The 17,537-nt window shown below is 68.8% G+C and carries 14 protein-coding genes; 6 read left to right on the forward strand and 8 right to left on the reverse strand.

The genetic code is table 11. The annotated features are described in order from the left end of the window. Nucleotides 1-439: 439 nt before the first annotated feature. The 5 genes from AB0C69_RS19855 to AB0C69_RS19875 all read right to left on the reverse strand — a co-directional run bounded on the left by AB0C69_RS19855 (nt 440) and on the right by AB0C69_RS19875 (nt 4,183). Nucleotides 440-607 carry a hypothetical protein gene (locus tag AB0C69_RS19855; protein ID WP_360355445.1) on the reverse strand — a complete coding sequence of 56 codons (168 nt, stop codon included), beginning with the start codon at nt 605-607 and terminating at the stop codon, nt 440-442. Between the two features lie 487 nt (nt 608-1,094). Further along, nucleotides 1,095-1,673 carry a GNAT family N-acetyltransferase gene (locus tag AB0C69_RS19860; RefSeq protein ID WP_360355448.1) on the reverse strand — a complete coding sequence of 193 codons (579 nt, stop codon included), beginning with the start codon at nt 1,671-1,673 and terminating at the stop codon, nt 1,095-1,097. Nucleotides 1,674-2,046: 373 nt separating this feature from the next. Continuing rightward, the gene (locus AB0C69_RS19865) at nt 2,047-2,406 is read right to left on the reverse strand and encodes a nuclear transport factor 2 family protein (protein WP_360355451.1); all 360 of its coding nucleotides are present in this window, start codon (nt 2,404-2,406) and stop codon (nt 2,047-2,049) included. A gap of 501 nt (nt 2,407-2,907) precedes the next feature. Next, nucleotides 2,908-3,525, reverse strand: a complete 618-nt coding sequence (locus tag AB0C69_RS19870; RefSeq protein WP_360355454.1) for a dihydrofolate reductase family protein — start codon at nt 3,523-3,525, stop codon at nt 2,908-2,910. Nucleotides 3,526-3,592: 67 nt separating this feature from the next. Further along, a complete protein-coding gene (locus AB0C69_RS19875; RefSeq protein WP_360355457.1) occupies nt 3,593-4,183 on the reverse strand; it encodes a TetR family transcriptional regulator in 591 nt (196 codons plus the stop codon). Between the two features lie 150 nt (nt 4,184-4,333). Here AB0C69_RS19875 and AB0C69_RS19880 point away from each other — a divergent pair, with 150 nt between their 5' ends. The 6 genes from AB0C69_RS19880 (at nt 4,334) to AB0C69_RS19905 (ending at nt 8,598) form a co-directional block, all read left to right on the forward strand. Further along, complete coding sequence (locus AB0C69_RS19880; RefSeq protein WP_360355460.1) at nt 4,334-4,480, forward strand: hypothetical protein; 147 nt, start codon at nt 4,334-4,336, stop codon at nt 4,478-4,480. A gap of 302 nt (nt 4,481-4,782) precedes the next feature. Then, nucleotides 4,783-6,510, forward strand: a complete 1,728-nt coding sequence (locus AB0C69_RS19885) for an ATP-binding protein (RefSeq protein WP_360355463.1) — start codon at nt 4,783-4,785, stop codon at nt 6,508-6,510. Nucleotides 6,511-6,540: 30 nt separating this feature from the next. Continuing rightward, nucleotides 6,541-6,975, forward strand: a complete 435-nt coding sequence (locus AB0C69_RS19890; protein WP_345174010.1) for a roadblock/LC7 domain-containing protein — start codon at nt 6,541-6,543, stop codon at nt 6,973-6,975. After that, a complete protein-coding gene (locus AB0C69_RS19895) occupies nt 6,972-7,337 on the forward strand; it encodes a DUF742 domain-containing protein (protein ID WP_345174012.1) in 366 nt (121 codons plus the stop codon). Before AB0C69_RS19890 ends, AB0C69_RS19895 begins: the two co-directional genes overlap by 4 nt. Then, nucleotides 7,318-7,899, forward strand: coding sequence for an ATP/GTP-binding protein (locus AB0C69_RS19900; RefSeq protein WP_353831202.1), 582 nt, complete (start codon nt 7,318-7,320; stop codon nt 7,897-7,899). Before AB0C69_RS19895 ends, AB0C69_RS19900 begins: the two co-directional genes overlap by 20 nt. 114 nt (nt 7,900-8,013) lie before the next feature. Beyond that, a complete protein-coding gene (locus tag AB0C69_RS19905) occupies nt 8,014-8,598 on the forward strand; it encodes a GAF domain-containing protein (protein ID WP_353831203.1) in 585 nt (194 codons plus the stop codon). A 210-nt stretch (nt 8,599-8,808) separates the two neighbouring features. Here AB0C69_RS19905 and AB0C69_RS19910 read toward each other — a convergent pair whose 3' ends face one another. The 3 genes from AB0C69_RS19910 to AB0C69_RS19920 form a co-directional block, all read right to left on the reverse strand. After that, entirely contained in the window at nt 8,809-10,296 is a 1,488-nt protein-coding gene (locus tag AB0C69_RS19910) for an acyl-CoA dehydrogenase family protein (protein WP_360355469.1), read from the reverse strand. A 1,419-nt stretch (nt 10,297-11,715) separates the two neighbouring features. After that, nucleotides 11,716-13,533, reverse strand: a complete 1,818-nt coding sequence (locus AB0C69_RS19915) for a hypothetical protein (RefSeq protein WP_360355472.1) — start codon at nt 13,531-13,533, stop codon at nt 11,716-11,718. After that, nucleotides 13,530-17,489 (reverse strand): hypothetical protein, encoded by a 3,960-nt coding sequence (locus AB0C69_RS19920; RefSeq protein ID WP_360355476.1) that lies wholly within the window; start codon nt 17,487-17,489, stop codon nt 13,530-13,532. The genes AB0C69_RS19915 and AB0C69_RS19920 overlap by 4 nt, the downstream gene beginning before the upstream one ends. Nucleotides 17,490-17,537: the final 48 nt, after the last annotated feature.

Here is a 17,537-nt window from a genome sequence, read left to right on the forward strand (position 1 = left end):
CGGAGGCGAGGCGCTGGGCCAAGATGCCGGCGTATCTCGTGGCGAACTGCTGACGGAGGCCGGCCTGCACCACGGTCGTCGCCCGGTCGCCCTGCGGCAACCAAGAAATCCGCACGGCCCCTGAGCCCCAATCAGGCAACCCTGCCTGACACGCAGCCAACGAAGGCGCCCGACCGGCGTCGGCACGATCAGATTCTGATCGCCTGTCTCTTGCGCCGCAGCGTCCTCCTAGGGCTCGTCCTTGTCCGCCGTCTGCACTCTCGGCAACGCGCCGGTCGGACGTGGCCTGCAGATGTCTTCCTCCGAAGTCGCGGCCGGAGCACCCGCCCAGCGAGTGCGCGGGGGCGGCGCTTCGCCGTCTCAGCGCCCCCGTGCAACCGGGCCGGGGCGTCGATATGAGGCCGGCCGCGTTCGGCGCTCAGCACCCCGATTTCCGTGATCATGAAACCGAGATCAGAAGCTTTCGATTTTCTCTATCGAGGCGCTGGGCGAGCATCCGGCCTGCGTGGCTGCCGGGCCGGACGGCGTCAAGGAAGCCGAGCGGCTGCTGGGCTTCCTTCCAACGACCGGTGCCGCGCTGGCCGCCCTGCGCAACCAGCCACGACACCGTCCCTGAATAGTGATCTCGGGCTCGCCACGGACGTCGCCCAGGAATCAATGATCAACATGGCGCCCATTGGTCGACGATCGAGCCTCCTGGCAGGCGAAGCAGGACCGAGTCGTGCTGCGCTACCTTCTGAACTTCACGACCGCCGAGGCGGCTAACGCCCTTGGATTTTTTCGGGCTCGGTCAAGCATCACTTGTTCGCCGGTCGGCGCGACCCTCTCGAAGGAGATGGAGATTGCCCGCCAGGCCGCGTGGTGCTGCTTGCAGGGTGAGGCTTGGTCCCATGAGGGTTAGCGGTTTTCGTTGCGGATCGTGCGGCGCACAGGTTGGGCGGGTCGTCGCCGTAGGTACCCAGATCGGCGGCGATTTGCGCGATCGACCGGTTGGACTCCAGCATGTCCGCGTCCTGGGAGCGCTCGTGTTGAGCGCGGAGTCCTCGTCGGTGGGGTGGCGAAGTCGTTGCCGGTGAGCACTCGGGCGGCACGGGTCAGTGGATCTGTCGAGCCATGAAGATCGCTTGCTCGCCGGCCGACTCGGTGCCGTCGTAGAGCCTGGTGTCCAGCCCGCAGAAGGCGAAGCCCATCCGCAGGTAGGCGCTGATCGCGGGGGCGTTGATGTTGCTGACCTCAAGCCATACATGCCCGGCCCCCCGCTCTTCGGCGAAGTCGAAGGCGTGGCTCATCAAGGTTCGTCCCAAGCCCCTCCCCCTCCACGCTGGCGCGACCTCGATGTCGCAGATGGTCAGTCGCCTGTTCCACGGTTCGAAGGAGCTCTCTACGAACCCGCACAGTTCGTCGCCGTTGCAGGCGACCACCGTCTGGCTCAGCTCGGGATCGCGGTCGTCCTTGGTGTCCTCATCGGCTGGGAAGACCTTGTGGACGGGAGGGGTCACGGGAGTCCGGCGAAGCGCGAAGCCCTCGCCCGTTTCGACCACTTCGAACACCGAGTCTGTTGTGAACGACCCATCGAGCTTTGCCAGGAACTGATCGTCCTCGGGTCGAGCGAGGCGGTAGGTGACGGTGCCCTGCACGCCGAGCACGGTCGGATCGTTCCCGGTCTTCTTCATGATCGACAACTTACTGCCGTCTAGAGTCCGCTCTCCCTTGTCGGGCCCCCTGCCCGGATCACTGGGACGACTTACCTTCCAATGGCGCCCGGCGCCAGGACAACCTCCTGACGGCATCACGGGCCGCAGTCTCCAGGAGGCCACGCGCGACGGTGTAGGTCGAGAAGATCCCGCCCGCAGGCATGCGCAGCATCGCCGCGAGAGCCGAGGCATGACAAAAGCCATCCGGGAGGGCGCCTGGCGTCCCGCGCCTCGCTCATCAGAGGCAGTCATGTTCAGCCCCTGCGAGGCTGATCAGCCTCGCAGGGGGTTCGAAAACAGCTTTTACCGCCGTCTACCGGTGTGCGGTTCGCTCTTCAACGTGTCGGCTATGTCAATCGGCTGTGCTGGCGTGCACGGCGATGATTCGCCAGCCATGCGTCTCGTCGTGTAGCCAAGTACGGGTGTAGCGCATCCTGGCCGCGAACGGCGCCCCGGAGGCGGTCCCTTCGACGGTGCCGAGAAACCACGTCACCCCGGTGCGCCCATCGGCGAGGACGGTCAACTCCTCCTCAGCCACCTTCGTCATCACCAGCGCCCGAGTGCGGTGCGCCTCCAGGTCGTCCGCCTTGGTCTGAACGTTCGGACCGAAGGTGAAGATCAGCCGATCATCCAGCAGCCGGTCCAGCGCCTCGACGTCTCCAGCAAGTTGCGCGTTCTGAAGTCGGCGCTCGGCGTCCCGCAAGTCCTCCATGAGGCACACCCTCCCAGCTGACGCCGTATCCGCACCAGGACGTTCACGCTCGGCTGATCTTCGCAGTCCGCCCCCGGGACCAGCGCGCTCCGCACCTCAGTCGCCCTGCCAGGACCACCCCGCCCGTGAGCACTGCGACGGACGCGACCCGGGCACGCAGCAATGCGAGCAGGATGCCGTCACCGTGCCTCACGGCACCCTGCACGGCGACCGCAACGACCTCGAACTTCGTGGAGCCCCCGTGCCAGACCAACTGGGCCCGCGCCCACCCCGTATCGGGCGCGGCCGCCGAGAGCTCGCCAAGACGGCTCTCCACCCCCAGACCTGTCCCCAGCCGCCAGGTCGGCCCTCCCCGCGCTCTGGAGGAGCGCGCTGGCTACCGCGTGGCTCCGCTCGCGAATGCCGCCTGCTCACGCGATGGCGCTGACAAGCGGTATCGGCGAGGCGGGGCCGCCAAAGTCGCTAGGCATCGGGAGCAGGCTGTCGTGGCTGGCCCGGCGTCTACCTGCTGGAGGACTGCGGAGTGCCGGAGGCCCGGTCGTAAGTGAGGAAGGCAGCTCCGGTCTTGAGGATGGTGTGGTCGATGAGCTCCCAGGCGTTGGGCGCGAAGACCTTGGTCCGTCCGAAGAAGGGGATGCCGGAGCCGATGGTGAGCGGGCTGAGTTTGATGATCACGCGGTCGATCTCGCCGTACAGTGCGCCGGCCAGTTCCCCGCCGCCGACGAGCCAGATGTCTTTGCCGCCCTCGCGCTTCAGTTCTCGTACCGTCGCCGCCGGGTCATCGGCGACGAGTTCGACGCCTGGGTCTGGGCTCTCGGTCAGTGTCCGGGAGAAGACCAGGTGCTTGAGGTGGGCGTAGGCGTTGGTCACGTTGGCCGCCAGGCCGACCTCATAGCTTTTGCGACCTTCGACGACGGTGTCGAAATGGGTGCCTTCGGCAGTGACACCGAGCGCGGCCCGGGCCGGCCCCGGCAGGGTCTCGGGGTACTCCTCGACGAGGTGCTGGACGTAGTCCTCGGACGGGGACCAGAAGCCGCCGGGGCCGGTGGGGTCGGAGCCGTCGGGGCCGGCGACGAAACCGTCGAGGGTGGAGGCGATGAAGTACACGAGCTTGCGCAAGTCGGTCCTTTGTTGATCGGTCGGCGTGGACGGTGGGTAGTCGGTCGGGTCGGGCCCGCCCGGGGTGTCACTTCGTGGCTGTGGGGAATGGAGTGACGATGCGCTCTACGGCCTGAGTGACCAGTTCGTCGCGCTCGGCATCTGTGAAGACATCCGGAAGTGTGAGCTGTTCAACGATCAGCCAGTTCATTGCCAGGTACATCAGCAGCACGGCGGTTGCGCCGCCGGGCAGGCCCGCGGTCTCGTGCAGGGTGACGTTCTCATCGATGTCGGCGCGGACCCGCTCGGTGAGCAGCGCGCGCAGCTCCGGCCTTCTGGTGGCCTCCAGCCGAAGCTCCAGCATCGCCAGGTGCCCGGATCGGAAGGCGGCGACCCTGCCGACACTCTCCCGCAGCATCGCGCCGTATGACGCGGCGTCCCGTGCTTGCTCGAACATCTCGGTGAGCGCGCCCTCCGCGGGCCTGAGCCGCTCGTAGACGCGGACGCCGGCCTGGACGAGCAGCTCGTCGCGGTTGCGGAAGTAGTTGGACGTGGTGCCGATGGGCACCCCCACCTCCTTGTCGAGGGCGCGCTGCGTCAGGCCCCGCGCCCCCTCGCGGGCGAGAACCTCGATGGCGCCGTCGAGCAGCGCGGCCCGACGGGCCGGGTTCTGACGCATCCCACACCCCTTTTCCGCATCTGAAGTACTTCAACTGAACCACAGCAGGTGAAGTACGTCAATTGATACGTCCTGCTGCCCGGCGCGGACGCGGACGTCACCATCTGGGGTCCGTCCGCCCGCTGGCAGGGCACCGCCGGCGCGCTCCACATGGCCACCGACTACACCCCCTACGAGGGCATGCACCTCACAGGCCGCCCGACAACGGTCATGGTCGGAGGCCGGATCGTCGTCGACAACGACACCCTCACTGATCCGACTCCCCAAGGCCGCCACCTCAAGGCCACCCTCGCGTGACAGGACTGCAGCTCAGGCACGGAACCTGAAGGCGGGCCAGTGGCGCCCTGGAGCGGATGCGCGGTTCCTGGGAAGACCCGTGGTGCTCGCCCGGTCCAGCCGCTGTCGCTACGGCGCCACACATCCATCGCAAAAGTGGACTTACAGGGACAAATATCCCCAATTATGGGCATTGGTCCCGGCAATCTCGGCAATCCGCACTTTTCCCTTGAGGGGTTGTGACAGCCTAGTCACGGGTTGTGCCCATACGAGAGTCCGCATTAATCAATGTGGTGACTGCTGTCGACGCACCGAGGATGCCGATGCCTGAGTTCTTCCAATCCACTACCGGTGCCGAGCGACGGAATGTCCGGCGAGCCGGCAGATCGGCGGCCCATGGTACGCATCGACAGAGTAAAATGCGCGCGCTTCACCTGTCCATTTTCATGCTCCCCTCGGTTGTCGTGGGCTTTCTCGGCTTCGCCGCCGTGACGGTCGTGTACGACGGCGCCGCCGTGGGCCAGGGTGCGCGGCTGGTGCTGATCATGGCGACCGCGGGGGCCGCGATCACCCTCGGAGCCGCCTTCGTGGCGGCGGACTCGGCGACCCGCCGGATACAGCGGCAGCTCGCCGAGTCGGCCCTCCAGGGCCAGGAGAACATGCAGCGGCGGCTCGGCGAGCTCGGGTTCCTGATCGCCGAGGGGCGGCGGGACCTGCAGCGGCTGGCCGAGGGGCTCCGCGCCGGCGGGACGGCCGCCCCGATCAGCGAGGACTTCCCGCCCCCCGTCAACGCCGACTCCTACCTGCAGCTCGTGCACGAGCTGCGGAAGGCGCAGAGCGCGGCCTGGAACGCCGTGGTCGGCGCCGCAAGCCGCGATGCGGCCGGTGGAGGCGGTCACCGGGTCGCGGTCTTCGTCAACCTGGCCCGGCGGATGCAGTCGCTGTCGCATCGGGCCATCCAGGGGCTCGACGAGCTGGAGAACCAGGTCGAGGATCCAGACCTTCTCAAGGGGTTGTTCAGAGTCGACCACCTCAGCACCCGCATGCGTCGCCAGGCCGAGAGCCTCGCAGTGATCGGCGGCGCTGCTTCGCGCCGCCGGTGGACCAAGCCGGTGACGGTGTACGAGGTGCTGCGTTCGGCCATCGCCGAGGTGGAGCACTACAACCGGGTCAAGGTGGTGCCTCCGGTCGAGGGGAGCCTGGACGGTGGCGCGGTCGCGGACGTCGTCCATCTGCTGGCCGAGCTCATCGAGAACGCCACCAAGTTCTCGCCGCCGCAGACGCAGGTGCTCATTCGCTTCGAGAGGGTTGCCGCGGGCATGGCCATCGAGGTCGAGGATCGCGGCCTGGGCATCCCGCGGGAAGACCAGCGGCGGCTGAACGAACTGCTCGCCGACCCCGAGCGGGCCGACACCGAGGAACTACTGAAGGACGGGCGGATCGGACTGCTGGTGGTATCCGCGCTCGCTCGCCGCCACAAGGTCCGCGTCCAGCTCCAGGGCAATGTCTACGGCGGCACGCAGGCCATCGTCGTCGTCCCGGAGGAACTGGACGGCAGCGAAGCGGAGGAGGCGGAGGCGAGGCCCCCGGCGGAACCGGTGGCCTCCGGGGCACAACCCGCCGCGAGCCCCTCGACCCCACTGCCGTCGCGTGTCTCCGGCTCCGGGCAGGGCCTTGAGACCCGGCCGGGTCTGCCGCTGGATGAACGTGATGTTCTCGGCGCTTCCATGCCGCCCCCGGTGGCCGAGGATTCCCGGTATCGGCTCTCTCCCTTGCCCGCGTCCGGCCCGCCGGCGGCCGTGACGGCCTCCGGGCCCGCGCCCGACTCGGGAACAGGGCCGGGCTTTCCGGGCGGTGACGGCGAGCGGCCGCCGTTGCCGCAGCGCCAGGCCCAGACCAACCTGGCGCCCGAACTGCTCAGTGCGCCCGCTCCCCAGCGAGATGATCAAGAAGTCGACTACAATCCGGGTTTTATGGCCGCATTCAAGAAGGGTTTGAACAGCGCGCAGGAAAACACCGACTTCGTCGATGACCCCGACAATGCGAACTGACGATAATCACACACGACAAGGAGTTTTCCGTTGAGTGCTGCCTCCCCGAACCAGGGTCGAGATCTTGCTTGGCTGTTGCGGGGGCTTGGCGAGCAGGTTCCGGTCATTCGCGGCAGCGTGCTGCTGTCGTCCGACGGCATGATGAAGGCCTCCGACGGCTTTGACCGCGCCGGCGCGGAACATCTCGCCGCGCTCGCGTCCGGGCTTTTCTCCATAGCGCGTAGTGCCGGAACGAAGTTCGACGACAGCAACGAGGTGCGGCAGGTCGTCGCGGAACTGAAGTCCAGCCAGTTGTACATCTCCTGGGCCGGTTACAATTCCGTGCTCGCGGTGCTCGCCCGAGCGGAGGCCGACCCGGCCGTCGTGGGTTTTGAGATGGCCCGGCTGATCAAGGCCGTCCGCCCCTTCCTGGACACCGCGGCACGGTCGACGGCCGCGACGAGCGACCGAAGCCGCGCGTTTTGACTTCCGGCGAGGATGAGCTCTGGCTCGACGAAGCCGCAGGGCTGCTGGTACGCCCGTACGCGGTCACGGCCGGCCGCACCCATCCGACCGTCGACCTGGACATGCTGTCCTTGGTGGTGGCGGCCGACGGGCACCCTCCGGTCCTGGATCCAGAGCACGCCAAAGCGCTTGAGTTGTGCCGCAAGCCGACCCCGGTCGCCGAGGTCGCGGCGCATCTGCGGCTCCCCGTGGTGGTCACCAAAGTCCTCATCTCCGATCTGGTGGACAGCCGGGCGATGACCGCGCACGCGCCGCGAACCGCGGCCGATCCCACCGACCGAGCCCTTTTGGAGAAATTGCTCGATGGCCTACAACGAGTCTGAGGTGCTCCCCACTCAGGTCAAGATCCTCATAGCGGGCGGTTTCGGTGTGGGGAAGACGACGTTCGTCGGTGCGGTGAGCGAGATCGAGCCGCTGAGCACCGAGGAACTCATCACCTCGGCCAGCGTCGGCATCGACGATCTCGGCGGGGTCGAGAACAAGTCCACCACCACCGTGGCGCTCGATTTCGGCAGAATCACGATCGAACAGCACGGGATCGTCCTCTACTTGTTCGGGACGCCAGGGCAGCGGCGGTTCTGGTTCATGTGGGACGAGCTGTGCGCCGGAGCGTTGGGCGCGATCGTGCTCGCCGACACCCGCCGCCTGGAGGACTGCTTCGAGGCGGTCGACTTCTTCGAGAGCCGGGGGACCCGGTTCCTCGTCGCGGTCAACGAGTTCGACAACGCGTACCGCTACGGATCCGACGAACTGCGGGGCGCTCTCAAACTCGACCCGCGCGTACCGATCGTGCTGTGCGACGCTCGGGACCACACCTCCGCCATTTCCGCGCTGCGGGCTCTGATCCAGTACCTCATTACAGCCGCCCCTGCAGTGCCTGCCTGACAGAACTCCAATACATGGAGAACGCTCAATCCGGCGCCGCCGCTTCGTTCTCGGGATTCGAGTTCTGCTCATCACCGCGCCCATCTTCGCACTCGGCCATAATTGGAGGCCTCCGTGACGTATCCACCCAATGACCAGGCAGGGGCATTTTCGGCCCGTCCCTTGATGCCGCCCGATCGTGAAGCGTCCCAGCGCGCGAGGCGCCTGCGGGAGCTCGGCCTGGGGCAGGCGCGGGAGAGCGAATTCGATGAGTTCGCCCGTAGAGTCGCGATGGAAGCGCAGGAGCTTGTCGGGCTTCCCGGCACACCGGTGGCTTTCGTGAACCTCGTCGGCGACGATCAGTTCATCTGCGGTGTCCACACGCCACCGGCCGCCGCCGAACTCGTGGGTGGTGTCCTCGGGGCGAGAGTGCCCCTCGACGCCGGCTACTGCCCGCATGTCGTCGTCCGGCGCAAGGCCCTGATTCTGGACGATGTCCTTGACTATCCGCGTTTCGCCGGCAATCCGATCGTCGACAAGCTCATGGTGCGCAGCTACGCCGGAGCTCCGCTGACCGACCGCACGGGCACGGTTCTCGGCACGATCTGCGTCGTGGACAGCGAACCGCGCCCGTGGGGCAGGACCGGACTGGATCTCCTGAAGCGCAGGGCGGCCGACCTCGTGGACCTGATACACCGCCGCGAGGGCCTGTCGGGCTAGCCGGGCCCGGCGGGGCCGGTGAGAGGTCCGGAGAAACGGACCGGGGACGATCCCGGCGCCGCTCTCCGGACCTGCTCGGCGATGAGACCGGTCAAGGCTCAGGCCGCCCGGCGACCCCTTCTTGTGCCGACGAGGGCGCCGGCCGGTGAGGGGTGCCGGGAGGACCACAGTGGCCGCATCGCGGCCGCCGTGTTTGTCGGCGAGCCCGGATCACGAGGCCCGTTGCCGACCCTTCGGCCCGTAGGCGTCGAGTATTCCGGTGGCCAGCAACCGGAATTCCGCGGCGACACCGGCGATGTCATGTCTGAGGAACTCGATGGCGGGCCGGACCCGTGCCGGATCGGCGGCGGTCTCCGCAGCCCACTCCAGGACCAGGGTCACCGCGATCAGGTAGGCGATCGCGCGGCCGGCAAGGACCTGCTGCGCCTGGCTCAAGGGCTGGTCGAGGAAACTCAGGTCCTCCCGGAGCGTCGCGACGGCAGGCGCTGTGAGCGGCCAGTCGGCCAAGAACCCGCTGAGGGGCCGACCGGACCGCCGGGTCAGGCAGTGCGCGGTCAGCTGCTGGCTGAGCATGTCGTTGTTGCCGTCGAAAACACTGAAGACCCGTGTGTCCAGGAACGCCTGGCCGGCGATGTTGGTGGGCGATCCGCAGCGGTATCCCTCAGCGCCGGTCAGCTGCTGATAACTCTGGGCCGCACTGATCATCCGCTCGGTCGCGACGGTTTTGAGAGCCTGCACGGCCGGAAACACCGGAGTCAGGTCGCCCTTGAAGTCCACCATCGTCTTCAGGTAGTGGCTGAGCGCTTCGCAGATGGTGGAGGAAGTGTCGATGGCCGCGAGCCTGTAGTTCACGAACCCGATCCTGGACTGCGTTTTCCGCCCGATCTGGCGGCCATCCGCATACGCGTGCGCCTCCCGGCTGATGCGGCGCAGGAATCCGGCCCCCGCCGCCGCCAGCAGCGCTCGCGACGCCAGGAACACGTCCACCGAGTCCAGGCCCGTCTCCTCGGCATCGATCCGCCGATGCCGAGGGACGGTCACATCGATGTCGTTGACCCCGTAATCCAGCAACTTCAGGCCGAGCGCCTCGTACAGTTCGACGGTGCGGAACCCCTCGCTCCGCCTGACGACGAAGTAGCCGTACTCGCGACGGTGTGCGTTCTTCGCAAGGACCAGCCACCAATCTGCTGAAGAGCTGAGAGCCTGCCAGTGCTTGCGGCCGCGGATCCGGTAGCCTCCCTCGCACTCCTCGAATGTGGTCGTCATGGAGGACAGGGCCGAGCCGGCGCCCGGTTCGGTGGCGGCGAGCCCGGCCATCACGGGATCGCCGCCGGCGAACAGCGGCAGCATCTCCTGCTTGACCTCTTCACCGGCCCACTTCACCACCGGTAGAAGCGCCAGTGCCGTGTTGACTATCACGTAGACACCGAGGGCCAGGTTCCATTCGGAAGCCGTCTCGACGATCCGGCACATCTCGACGCTGCTGTCTCGCCCTCCGTACCGCTTGGGCAGAGTCGGAAGCCGAACCCCGGCCCTCACGAGAAGCGCCCAGCTTTCGGGCGGCAGGACCTGCTGCGGGAAGGTCGCAGAGTCGAACTTGGATGCGACCGCGTCGAAGCCGGCGATGAACTCGTCCGTCGACAGAGCCAGCAGATGATTCGTCGGCAGTACATCATTCGTCATGGTGTCCGCTCTCACGGGTCGTCCTGCCAGAGGCAAGGGGGGAAGCTGCCAGGTTCCGGCGATCAAGTGCGCGCTCACGTTCGTTTCATCCGCCGCAGCAGGCCATGGACCACCTTCCGAATCACCTGGATCTTGGGCATACGTCATGGTCATTCGGTCGATCAAGGAGTGCAAGGAACATAATGCTTACCACAGTGGACGTGTGAATCATTCGCCCGGCGTGACCTGCACAGACTCGCGGATCGGCAGGGCTTGCCTCCTCGGGTCTTGACCTGGCCACAACGCAACCGCGAGAAGTGGTTCCAAGCCGCATGCGTAGATACACCCCGACGGGAGTACCACGACGTCACGCCACGGACAGATTCCACACTCGAACCGACCGCGATGCTGATCAAGGTTACACGGAGCCCTTTTCAGCGTGACGCGCCCCCGCGAAGTCTCAGAGTGTGGACAGGCCTGTCGAGGCCTTTACAGGGCCTTACGCAGGTGGACCAGGGTCATCAACACACCGCCGAGAACTACTGCGCAGTCGGCCCGTCCGGGACCGGCAAATCCACAGCCTCTCGCCACCTTCGGCGCCGCCACAATTCACGCCGGATTCGAAACCCGCTACCGCGCCGCCGCCGACCTGGGTCGCCCCCTACCGCAGGACGGCGGCGACTCCGTCGGCCGCATCATCGAGACCCCGCCGCGCCCAGACCTGATCACCGTCGACCAGGCCGGCTTCGCACCCCTGGAGAGCAGCCTCGTGGCGTCCGGAACGTCACTCATGCCCCCCGGTGCGGCGCCGGCAGCGGAGCTAGGATCGCTGCGGGCCCGCTTCGGGGAGGAGGTAGTCGGCGGCCACGGGTACCCCACCGTTAACGTCGGCGGGGTGCGCCCGATCGGACTGCGGCCACTCCGTGCGAGCCCCGCGCCTGAGAGCCCCGAATCGGGGCGATGCTCCTTCCCGCCTGAACATGAGCCGGCGTGCTGGAAGAGATGGCGGTGACTCAGGGAAGACGCCCGCTGGCGACGGTGTGGTATCCCCGGGGCGCTGCGGGGAGGCTGGCGTGAGGCCTCAGGGTGGACCAGTTGCTCGAACCGGGACGATCCAGCCGCGTACGTGACGCCATTGTCCGAGTCGTTATGGGGCGCGGTGCGACCGCTCTCTTCCCCGCACATTTCCCGAATTGTGATCACCAGAAAGTTCGTCATCGTTTCCCGCGTTTGATCGCCACCCAGAGGGCTGTTGCCTGTGAACCCCTTGAACAGCCGATCTGATCGTCCGAAGGGTGGGCATTCACCTTGTGCAGCTTCGCCCGGTTTTCCGACGGCAGCGGAAGCTCGACGGCGCCGGCCGCCAACTTGCCCACTTCGGCCGCGAAGGCTGAGCTCTATTTCGCCCCCTTTCTCGTGCCCCTAGCCAAACATCTGTGATGGAACGGTTCGGCTTCAGGTGAGGGGTTCGGTGTCGGCGGGGAGGTCGAAAGTGAGGCCGCTGGAGCCTTCGCCGCGGCCGGTGCCGCGGCGGGCGCTGAGCCAGACGGCGACGCGGCCGTCGCCCCAGCGGGTGCGGTTGTAGGCGACGGTGACCTTGGTGCCGGTCTGCGGGACCTCTTCTTCGTTGAGGAAGTACGAGCGTTGCGGGGCGGCGTCCAGGCCCTCGCGGAGGATCGTGGTGCGGGGGCGGACGGGCTTGGCGTCGATCTCGCTGGGCATGGCGGCGCGCTGGAGCTGGATCTTGCGGCTGTCGCCGGGGACGTGCACGGGGATGAACGGAATCCAGTGGCCGGGGACCGAGGTCATGGCCAGGTAGGCGATGGGGGCCAGCGGGGCGGTGGGGGGCGTGGGCGGGAACAGGCGGCGGCGCTGGGCGAGGATCTCGGCGGCGACCTCGCCGCCGCGGCGGCCCGGGCCGGTGGGCAGCCGTACGGTCTGCTCGATGCCCCACACCATGTTGGCGTTCTCGTCGCGGATGAGGTCGACCTCTTCCAGGACGGGTCCGTCGGCGACCTTGGGGACGGTGGGGGCGAGGAACAGGCCCGTGTCGGCGGGGACGGCGTCCGAGCCGATGGTGTCCAGGGTGAACATGGACCAGCGCTGCCAGTCGTCGTCGGGCCCCGCACCGGCGGGCGTGATCCACAGGCGCTGGCCGAAGACGTCGGTGACGGCCAGGCCGCGCAGTGAGGCCAGCGTTCCGGTGGGCAGGTCGCACGGCAGGTAGAACCAGTCGTTGCTGTAGACGAGGGCGAACTCCAGGACGACCAGGCGGGCCATGTCGGTGCGGTCCGGGCGGACGGCGGCGAAGTTGGTCTTGCCGTCCTCCACCGCCCACCAGCGCGGCAGCGGCATGCCGGAGTAGCGCACCGGGGCCGGGAAGACCGTGCGGTTGATCGGGGCGGGCGGTGCGGCGGCCCCGCCCACCCGGGTGCCGGGGTCGATGGAGAAGGCATGCCAGTCGAGCTCGCCGCCCGGATACTCCTGTGCGGTCAGCACCTTCTCCGCGCCCTCCGGCTGCCCCGCGGCGACCGAGAACCGATGCTCCAGGCGGCGCGGATCCCAGGTGGCGTCGCCCGCGGGCTGATCGATCAGGCCGTCGAACCAGCCGACCAGCCGGACGCCCAGCTCGTTGATCAGGCTGCGGTGCGGTGGCGCGACATGGTCGATGCCGTCGGCGGCCTCATGCCCCGCCTTGATGCGAAGGTACAGCTCGTACCCGTCCATCCGGCGGCCGGCGACGGCCTGCAGCGTGGACCAGACCTCGGGGTGGGCCACCCGCGGGGTGTCGGCGTCGCTGGCCGGGGACGGTAGTGCGATGGGATACAGCTCGACGAAGTCCTGCCGATGGTGGTGGATCTGCGGGTGAAGGCTCATCAGTTTGAGCCAGCGGCGGCCGATGGCAAGGCGCAGATCGTACGAGATCCGCTCCGGCCCGAAGGCGAACGGCAGCGCCCGGCGTTCGGCGACGTCCTCCAACGGACGGTCGGCGGGCAGATTCTCGGCCGAGCCGCCCAACGCGGACTGGAACCGGCTCGGAACCGCCATCCCCACCGAGTACATGGCGGTGACCGGCGTCCCGGCGTCGGAGCCGCGGAACTCGCCGAGCTGCCATTGCCGGGTGAGCAGCCACAGCGCGTCCCGCACCTCCACGCGCAGGGCCCGCTCGAAGTCCGCCGTGCGGGGACGTCCCTCCAGCCGGTTCCACAGGCCGACGGTCGGGTACTCCCGCTCCGCCAGGGCCTTCGGCAGGTTCTCGATGCGCTCTGTCATGGGTTCTTCCCGCGCAGATTGTTGGTCGCGAAGTCGGTGCCGATGGTGATCGGCTTGCTGGCGGCCGACACCAGCGTGGCGGGCAGCAGGTGGGCGTAGGCGGTCTCGTCCAGGTGCGCGGGCTCGACGGCGCGGGCCTTCATCAGGTCGTACGTGTCGTGCAGCGCCGCCACCAGGTCGTCGGCGTTCCACGTCCCGGTACGGGTGGGCGGGGTGACCAGCAGCATGGCCTGCGGCGGCTCGGAGTCGGGCTTGTCGTAGTGCAGCGCGATCCCGGTCGTCTCCTTCTGCGCCGGGATGACCTCGGTCCACTCGTCCAGCAGCAGACCGCAGAAGTCGACGGTCGGGGGTGTGGGTTTGGCGGCGTAGTGCGCGGTGAACAGCAGCCGGTCCTCATCCAGCGTCGTGCCCGGCGCGAACTCCATGGCCAGCCAGTGGTCGTCCGTCCGGTACGGCAGCTGGATCGGCACCAGCTCAGGCTCCTCGAAGCCGGGCAGATGGCCGAGCAGTCCCCCGTCACGGCGGAGCGCGTCGCTCAGGATCGTTACCTGCTCCCACAGCCGCGGCTTCTCCCTGACCCGGGCGATGCCGTGCAGCCAGTCGTCCACCGGGAAGTCGCGCCCCGCGTCCTCCAGGTGCTCGATCAGGTCGCCGCTGTCGTCGCGGGCCTTCTTCCAGTCCGAGGCCAGCGCGGCCGACGGGGTGTACTGCGGTACGGCCAGTACGTCCTCGCCGAGCAGCGCCTTGAGGGTGTCGAGCGCGGCTTCCACCCGGTCGGGCCCGGGCACCGCCGCATCGTGCTCGATCAGCGCCGCGTCGGTGGCGGCCAGCCGCTCGACGATTTCGGCTTGCAGCGCCCGTGCCCGGTCCAGCAGTTCCTTCCCGTACGCGACGACCAGGTCCTGGTGGGGGGTCAGCGTCAGCCCGGCCGGGTCCAAGCCGGTCAGCGGCAGCAGCGCGGCGACCTCGGCCAGCAGCCCGCTCAGCGTCTTCTGGCCGGTGCCGGCGACCTCGCGCAGATCCCGCAGCTTGTTCTGGAACACCTGCCGCCGGTTGTTGATGATCGAGCGCAGCCGCTGAGGCGTGTTCGGGCGCGGCGCGGTCGGCGTGGTGGTCAGCAGCCGCTCGATCCGCTCCAGCAGCCGGAACCGCTCCGGGGCCACGGTGGCCGCAGGGAGCGCGTCGTAAGCGGCGATGAGCGCGTTGGCGTCGGCCAGCGCCTTGGCCATCCGGCCGGCGACCTCGTCGACGGCCGCGAGCACCTCGGTGTAGCGGTCCCGCCGCCACCCGGCGGCCTCGCCCCAGCCGCTGCGCACCATGCCGAACCCGCCCGCCGTCGCGATCAGATCCCCGTACCGGCGCAGGAACGCGTCGATGCCGCTGATCAACTCGCTGCGCCGGACCGGCGCAGGCGGCTCGGGGAACAGCGGCCCGAGGTCGTTCAGGTAGCCGGTGACGGCCGTGCGCAGCGCCACCAGCGCGTCCCGCACCGCCACCAGCCGTTCGCGGGGCAGCGTCACGGCCGCGTCGGCGGAGCGGTCGACCGGGGCGTCCCCAGCGGCCGGGATCAGGTCGGTGGGCCGCACGGGCCGGGACGTGGTCAGCAGCGACCGCAGAGCCGCGATCAGTGGCGACAGCTCGAAGAACGTCACCTTGCCGGTGATGCGCTGGGTGTGCTCGATCACCAGCCGCGCGTCCGGACGTGGCTGGTCGCGGGTGGCGACCACGCCGATGATCCGGTCGTCCAGATCGGTCATCGACGCCTCGCTGGCGGGCCGTACCGCCCACAGCAGGTCGATCGGCCGCAGCCGCAGGTCCCGCTGGGTGACCACGCTGCTGCGGGCCACCCCGTTGACCGGGTCGGTCCAGGTGACCAGCGCGGCCACATCCCGCTGGTCGGGCAGCAGCGTGGGCAGCCAGTCGTCCACGGCGGGCTCGGCCTTGGCGCGCGGGCCTTCGCCCTGCACGGACGGTGCGCTGTGGCCCGGCCGGATGCCCGGCGTCAGCTGCAGAGCCATCCGGTGGGTCAAGGTGGTGCCGCTGCGCGGTGTCCGGACCACCTCGGGTTCGGGCGCGACGCCTTCCTTCGCGTAGGCGTCGAGGGTCGTCGTCGCCCGCTCGGGATTGCCCGCGAGCACCTGGTGCGTGCTTTCGGCCACCGCCAGGTCCGCCAGCGCGTCGTGGGTGTCGAGGAGCCGGTGCACCTCCTCGTTGATGGCCCTGCGCTGGTCGGCGTCGGGGTCCGGGAGCCCCTGGGCGCCGAACGGGTAGACGTCCGCGCCGGGCACCTGGGTCACCCGCCGCACGAGTTCGAGGCCGTCGATGACGTTGCGGGCCTCGACCAGCTCGACGGCGGTGCCGGGGGACGGCTCGGTCTCCTCGATCCGCCCGGCCCGCAGCGGGAAGGCCCCGCGTAGCGCGGTGATGAACGAGTCCAGTTCGGCATCCGGATACCGGTCGTGCAGGGCCCGTTCGAGCCGGTAGCCGAGCAGGGCGCCCAGCGACTGTCCCCGCCGCAGCCCGTCCAGCAGGGTCAGCGCCACCCGGACCCGTTCGGAACTCAGGTTGACGGCGAACGTGTGCCGGTCGGCGGGACTGGCGTTGGCGATGTATCCGGCGCGGAGGACCGCGGCGGTGGTGGCCTGCGCGGGCGAGGGAGCGTGGATGTAACCGCCGTTGGCCTTGTCGTGCATCAGCGGCTGCGTGCCCGGCGGGTTGAACAGCTGCCCGAGGTCGCCGGTCAGCTCGACCGGCGTCATGCCGGGGCGCGGCTTGGGCCGTACCTCCTCCAGCCAGCCGTACGCACCGAGGTGGATGCCGCGCCGGGCCGGTCCCGTGCCGGACGCCCCGTAGCGCAGCTCCGCGAGCCGCTCGTTGACCAGCCCCAGGCGCCAAGCGTCGAGCCGGTAGGTCGCGCAGTCCAGGTGCTCGGTCAGCACCCGTTCCAGCCGGGCGGTCGGCAGCCCGGCCAGGTGTTCCAGCGCGTCGATCTGTTCGGCGAGCTGCACGGTGGCCGGGCTCTGCCTGATGATCTCGGGGATGAAGCTCGCCACCAGCCGGTCCGGGCTGCCGGTGATGGCTCGGTCCGGCGAGTACAGCTGGCGGAACCGGCTCTCGCTGTCCACCGGGGGTGCGCCGGGCCGGTTGGGCCGTACGTGGACGAACAGCGGATCGCGCGCGGGCGGCACCGTGCTCCCGGCTGCGGCGGCCAGGCGGCGGGCGGCGTCCTCCCAGGCGAGCAGGACCGCGTGCCGCGCCAGCAGATACAGCAGCGCCGCGGGCGGCTTGTCGCCGTTGAAGCCCAGTTCGAGCCGGACGGTCTCCAGGTCCTGCTCGGCGTGCTGGGCGAGCCAGTGCAGGTAGTTGCCGCCGTCGGGAAGGTACGCGCGGATGTGGTCGGTCTCCGACAGCGGCCGGTCGTCGACCAGCGGTCCGAGCAGTGGATACTGGTCGCCCACGAACAGCCGCCGGATCACCTCCGGGTCGGCTCCGGGCGGGATGGCGTAGCCGAGGCGGTTGAGCAGGGCACGGATCGGCTGCGGCATGTTGAGCTGGTCCAGCGCGGGGATGACGCGCGGGCCGCCGCTGTTGAGGTTCTCCCGGTTGAAGATGTCCTCGACGCTCTGCGCGTACCGCTGGTAGAACTCCGCCGACGTCGGATGCAGCGCCAGGATGTCCAGCAGCAGCTGGTGCGGGTCCCCGCCCTTGCCCAGGTAGCTGACCTTCGCGAGGGCCTTCTGCCAGTCCCCCGCCGCCACGCTGAGGAGCTTGTACAGCCCGCGGCGGTGCGTCGCGCCTTCCGGGAAGGTCATCTTGGAGAAGGCGGTGGTGGGCAGGATGCCGTACGGCTGCCGCCCTATCTTGACCGCCGGGACCGGGCCGCGCCCCGACACGTACCGCACGAAGAACTCGCGCGTCTGGTCGACCGCCTGCTCGGACAGGATCGGATGCATCATGCCGCGCAGGTACGCGCCCCAGGTCGCCGGCCACAGGGCGACGTTGGC

The sequence above is a fragment of the Actinomadura sp. NPDC048032 genome (genome assembly GCF_040653175.1).
GTDB lineage: Bacteria > Actinomycetota > Actinomycetes > Streptosporangiales > Streptosporangiaceae > Spirillospora > Spirillospora verrucosospora.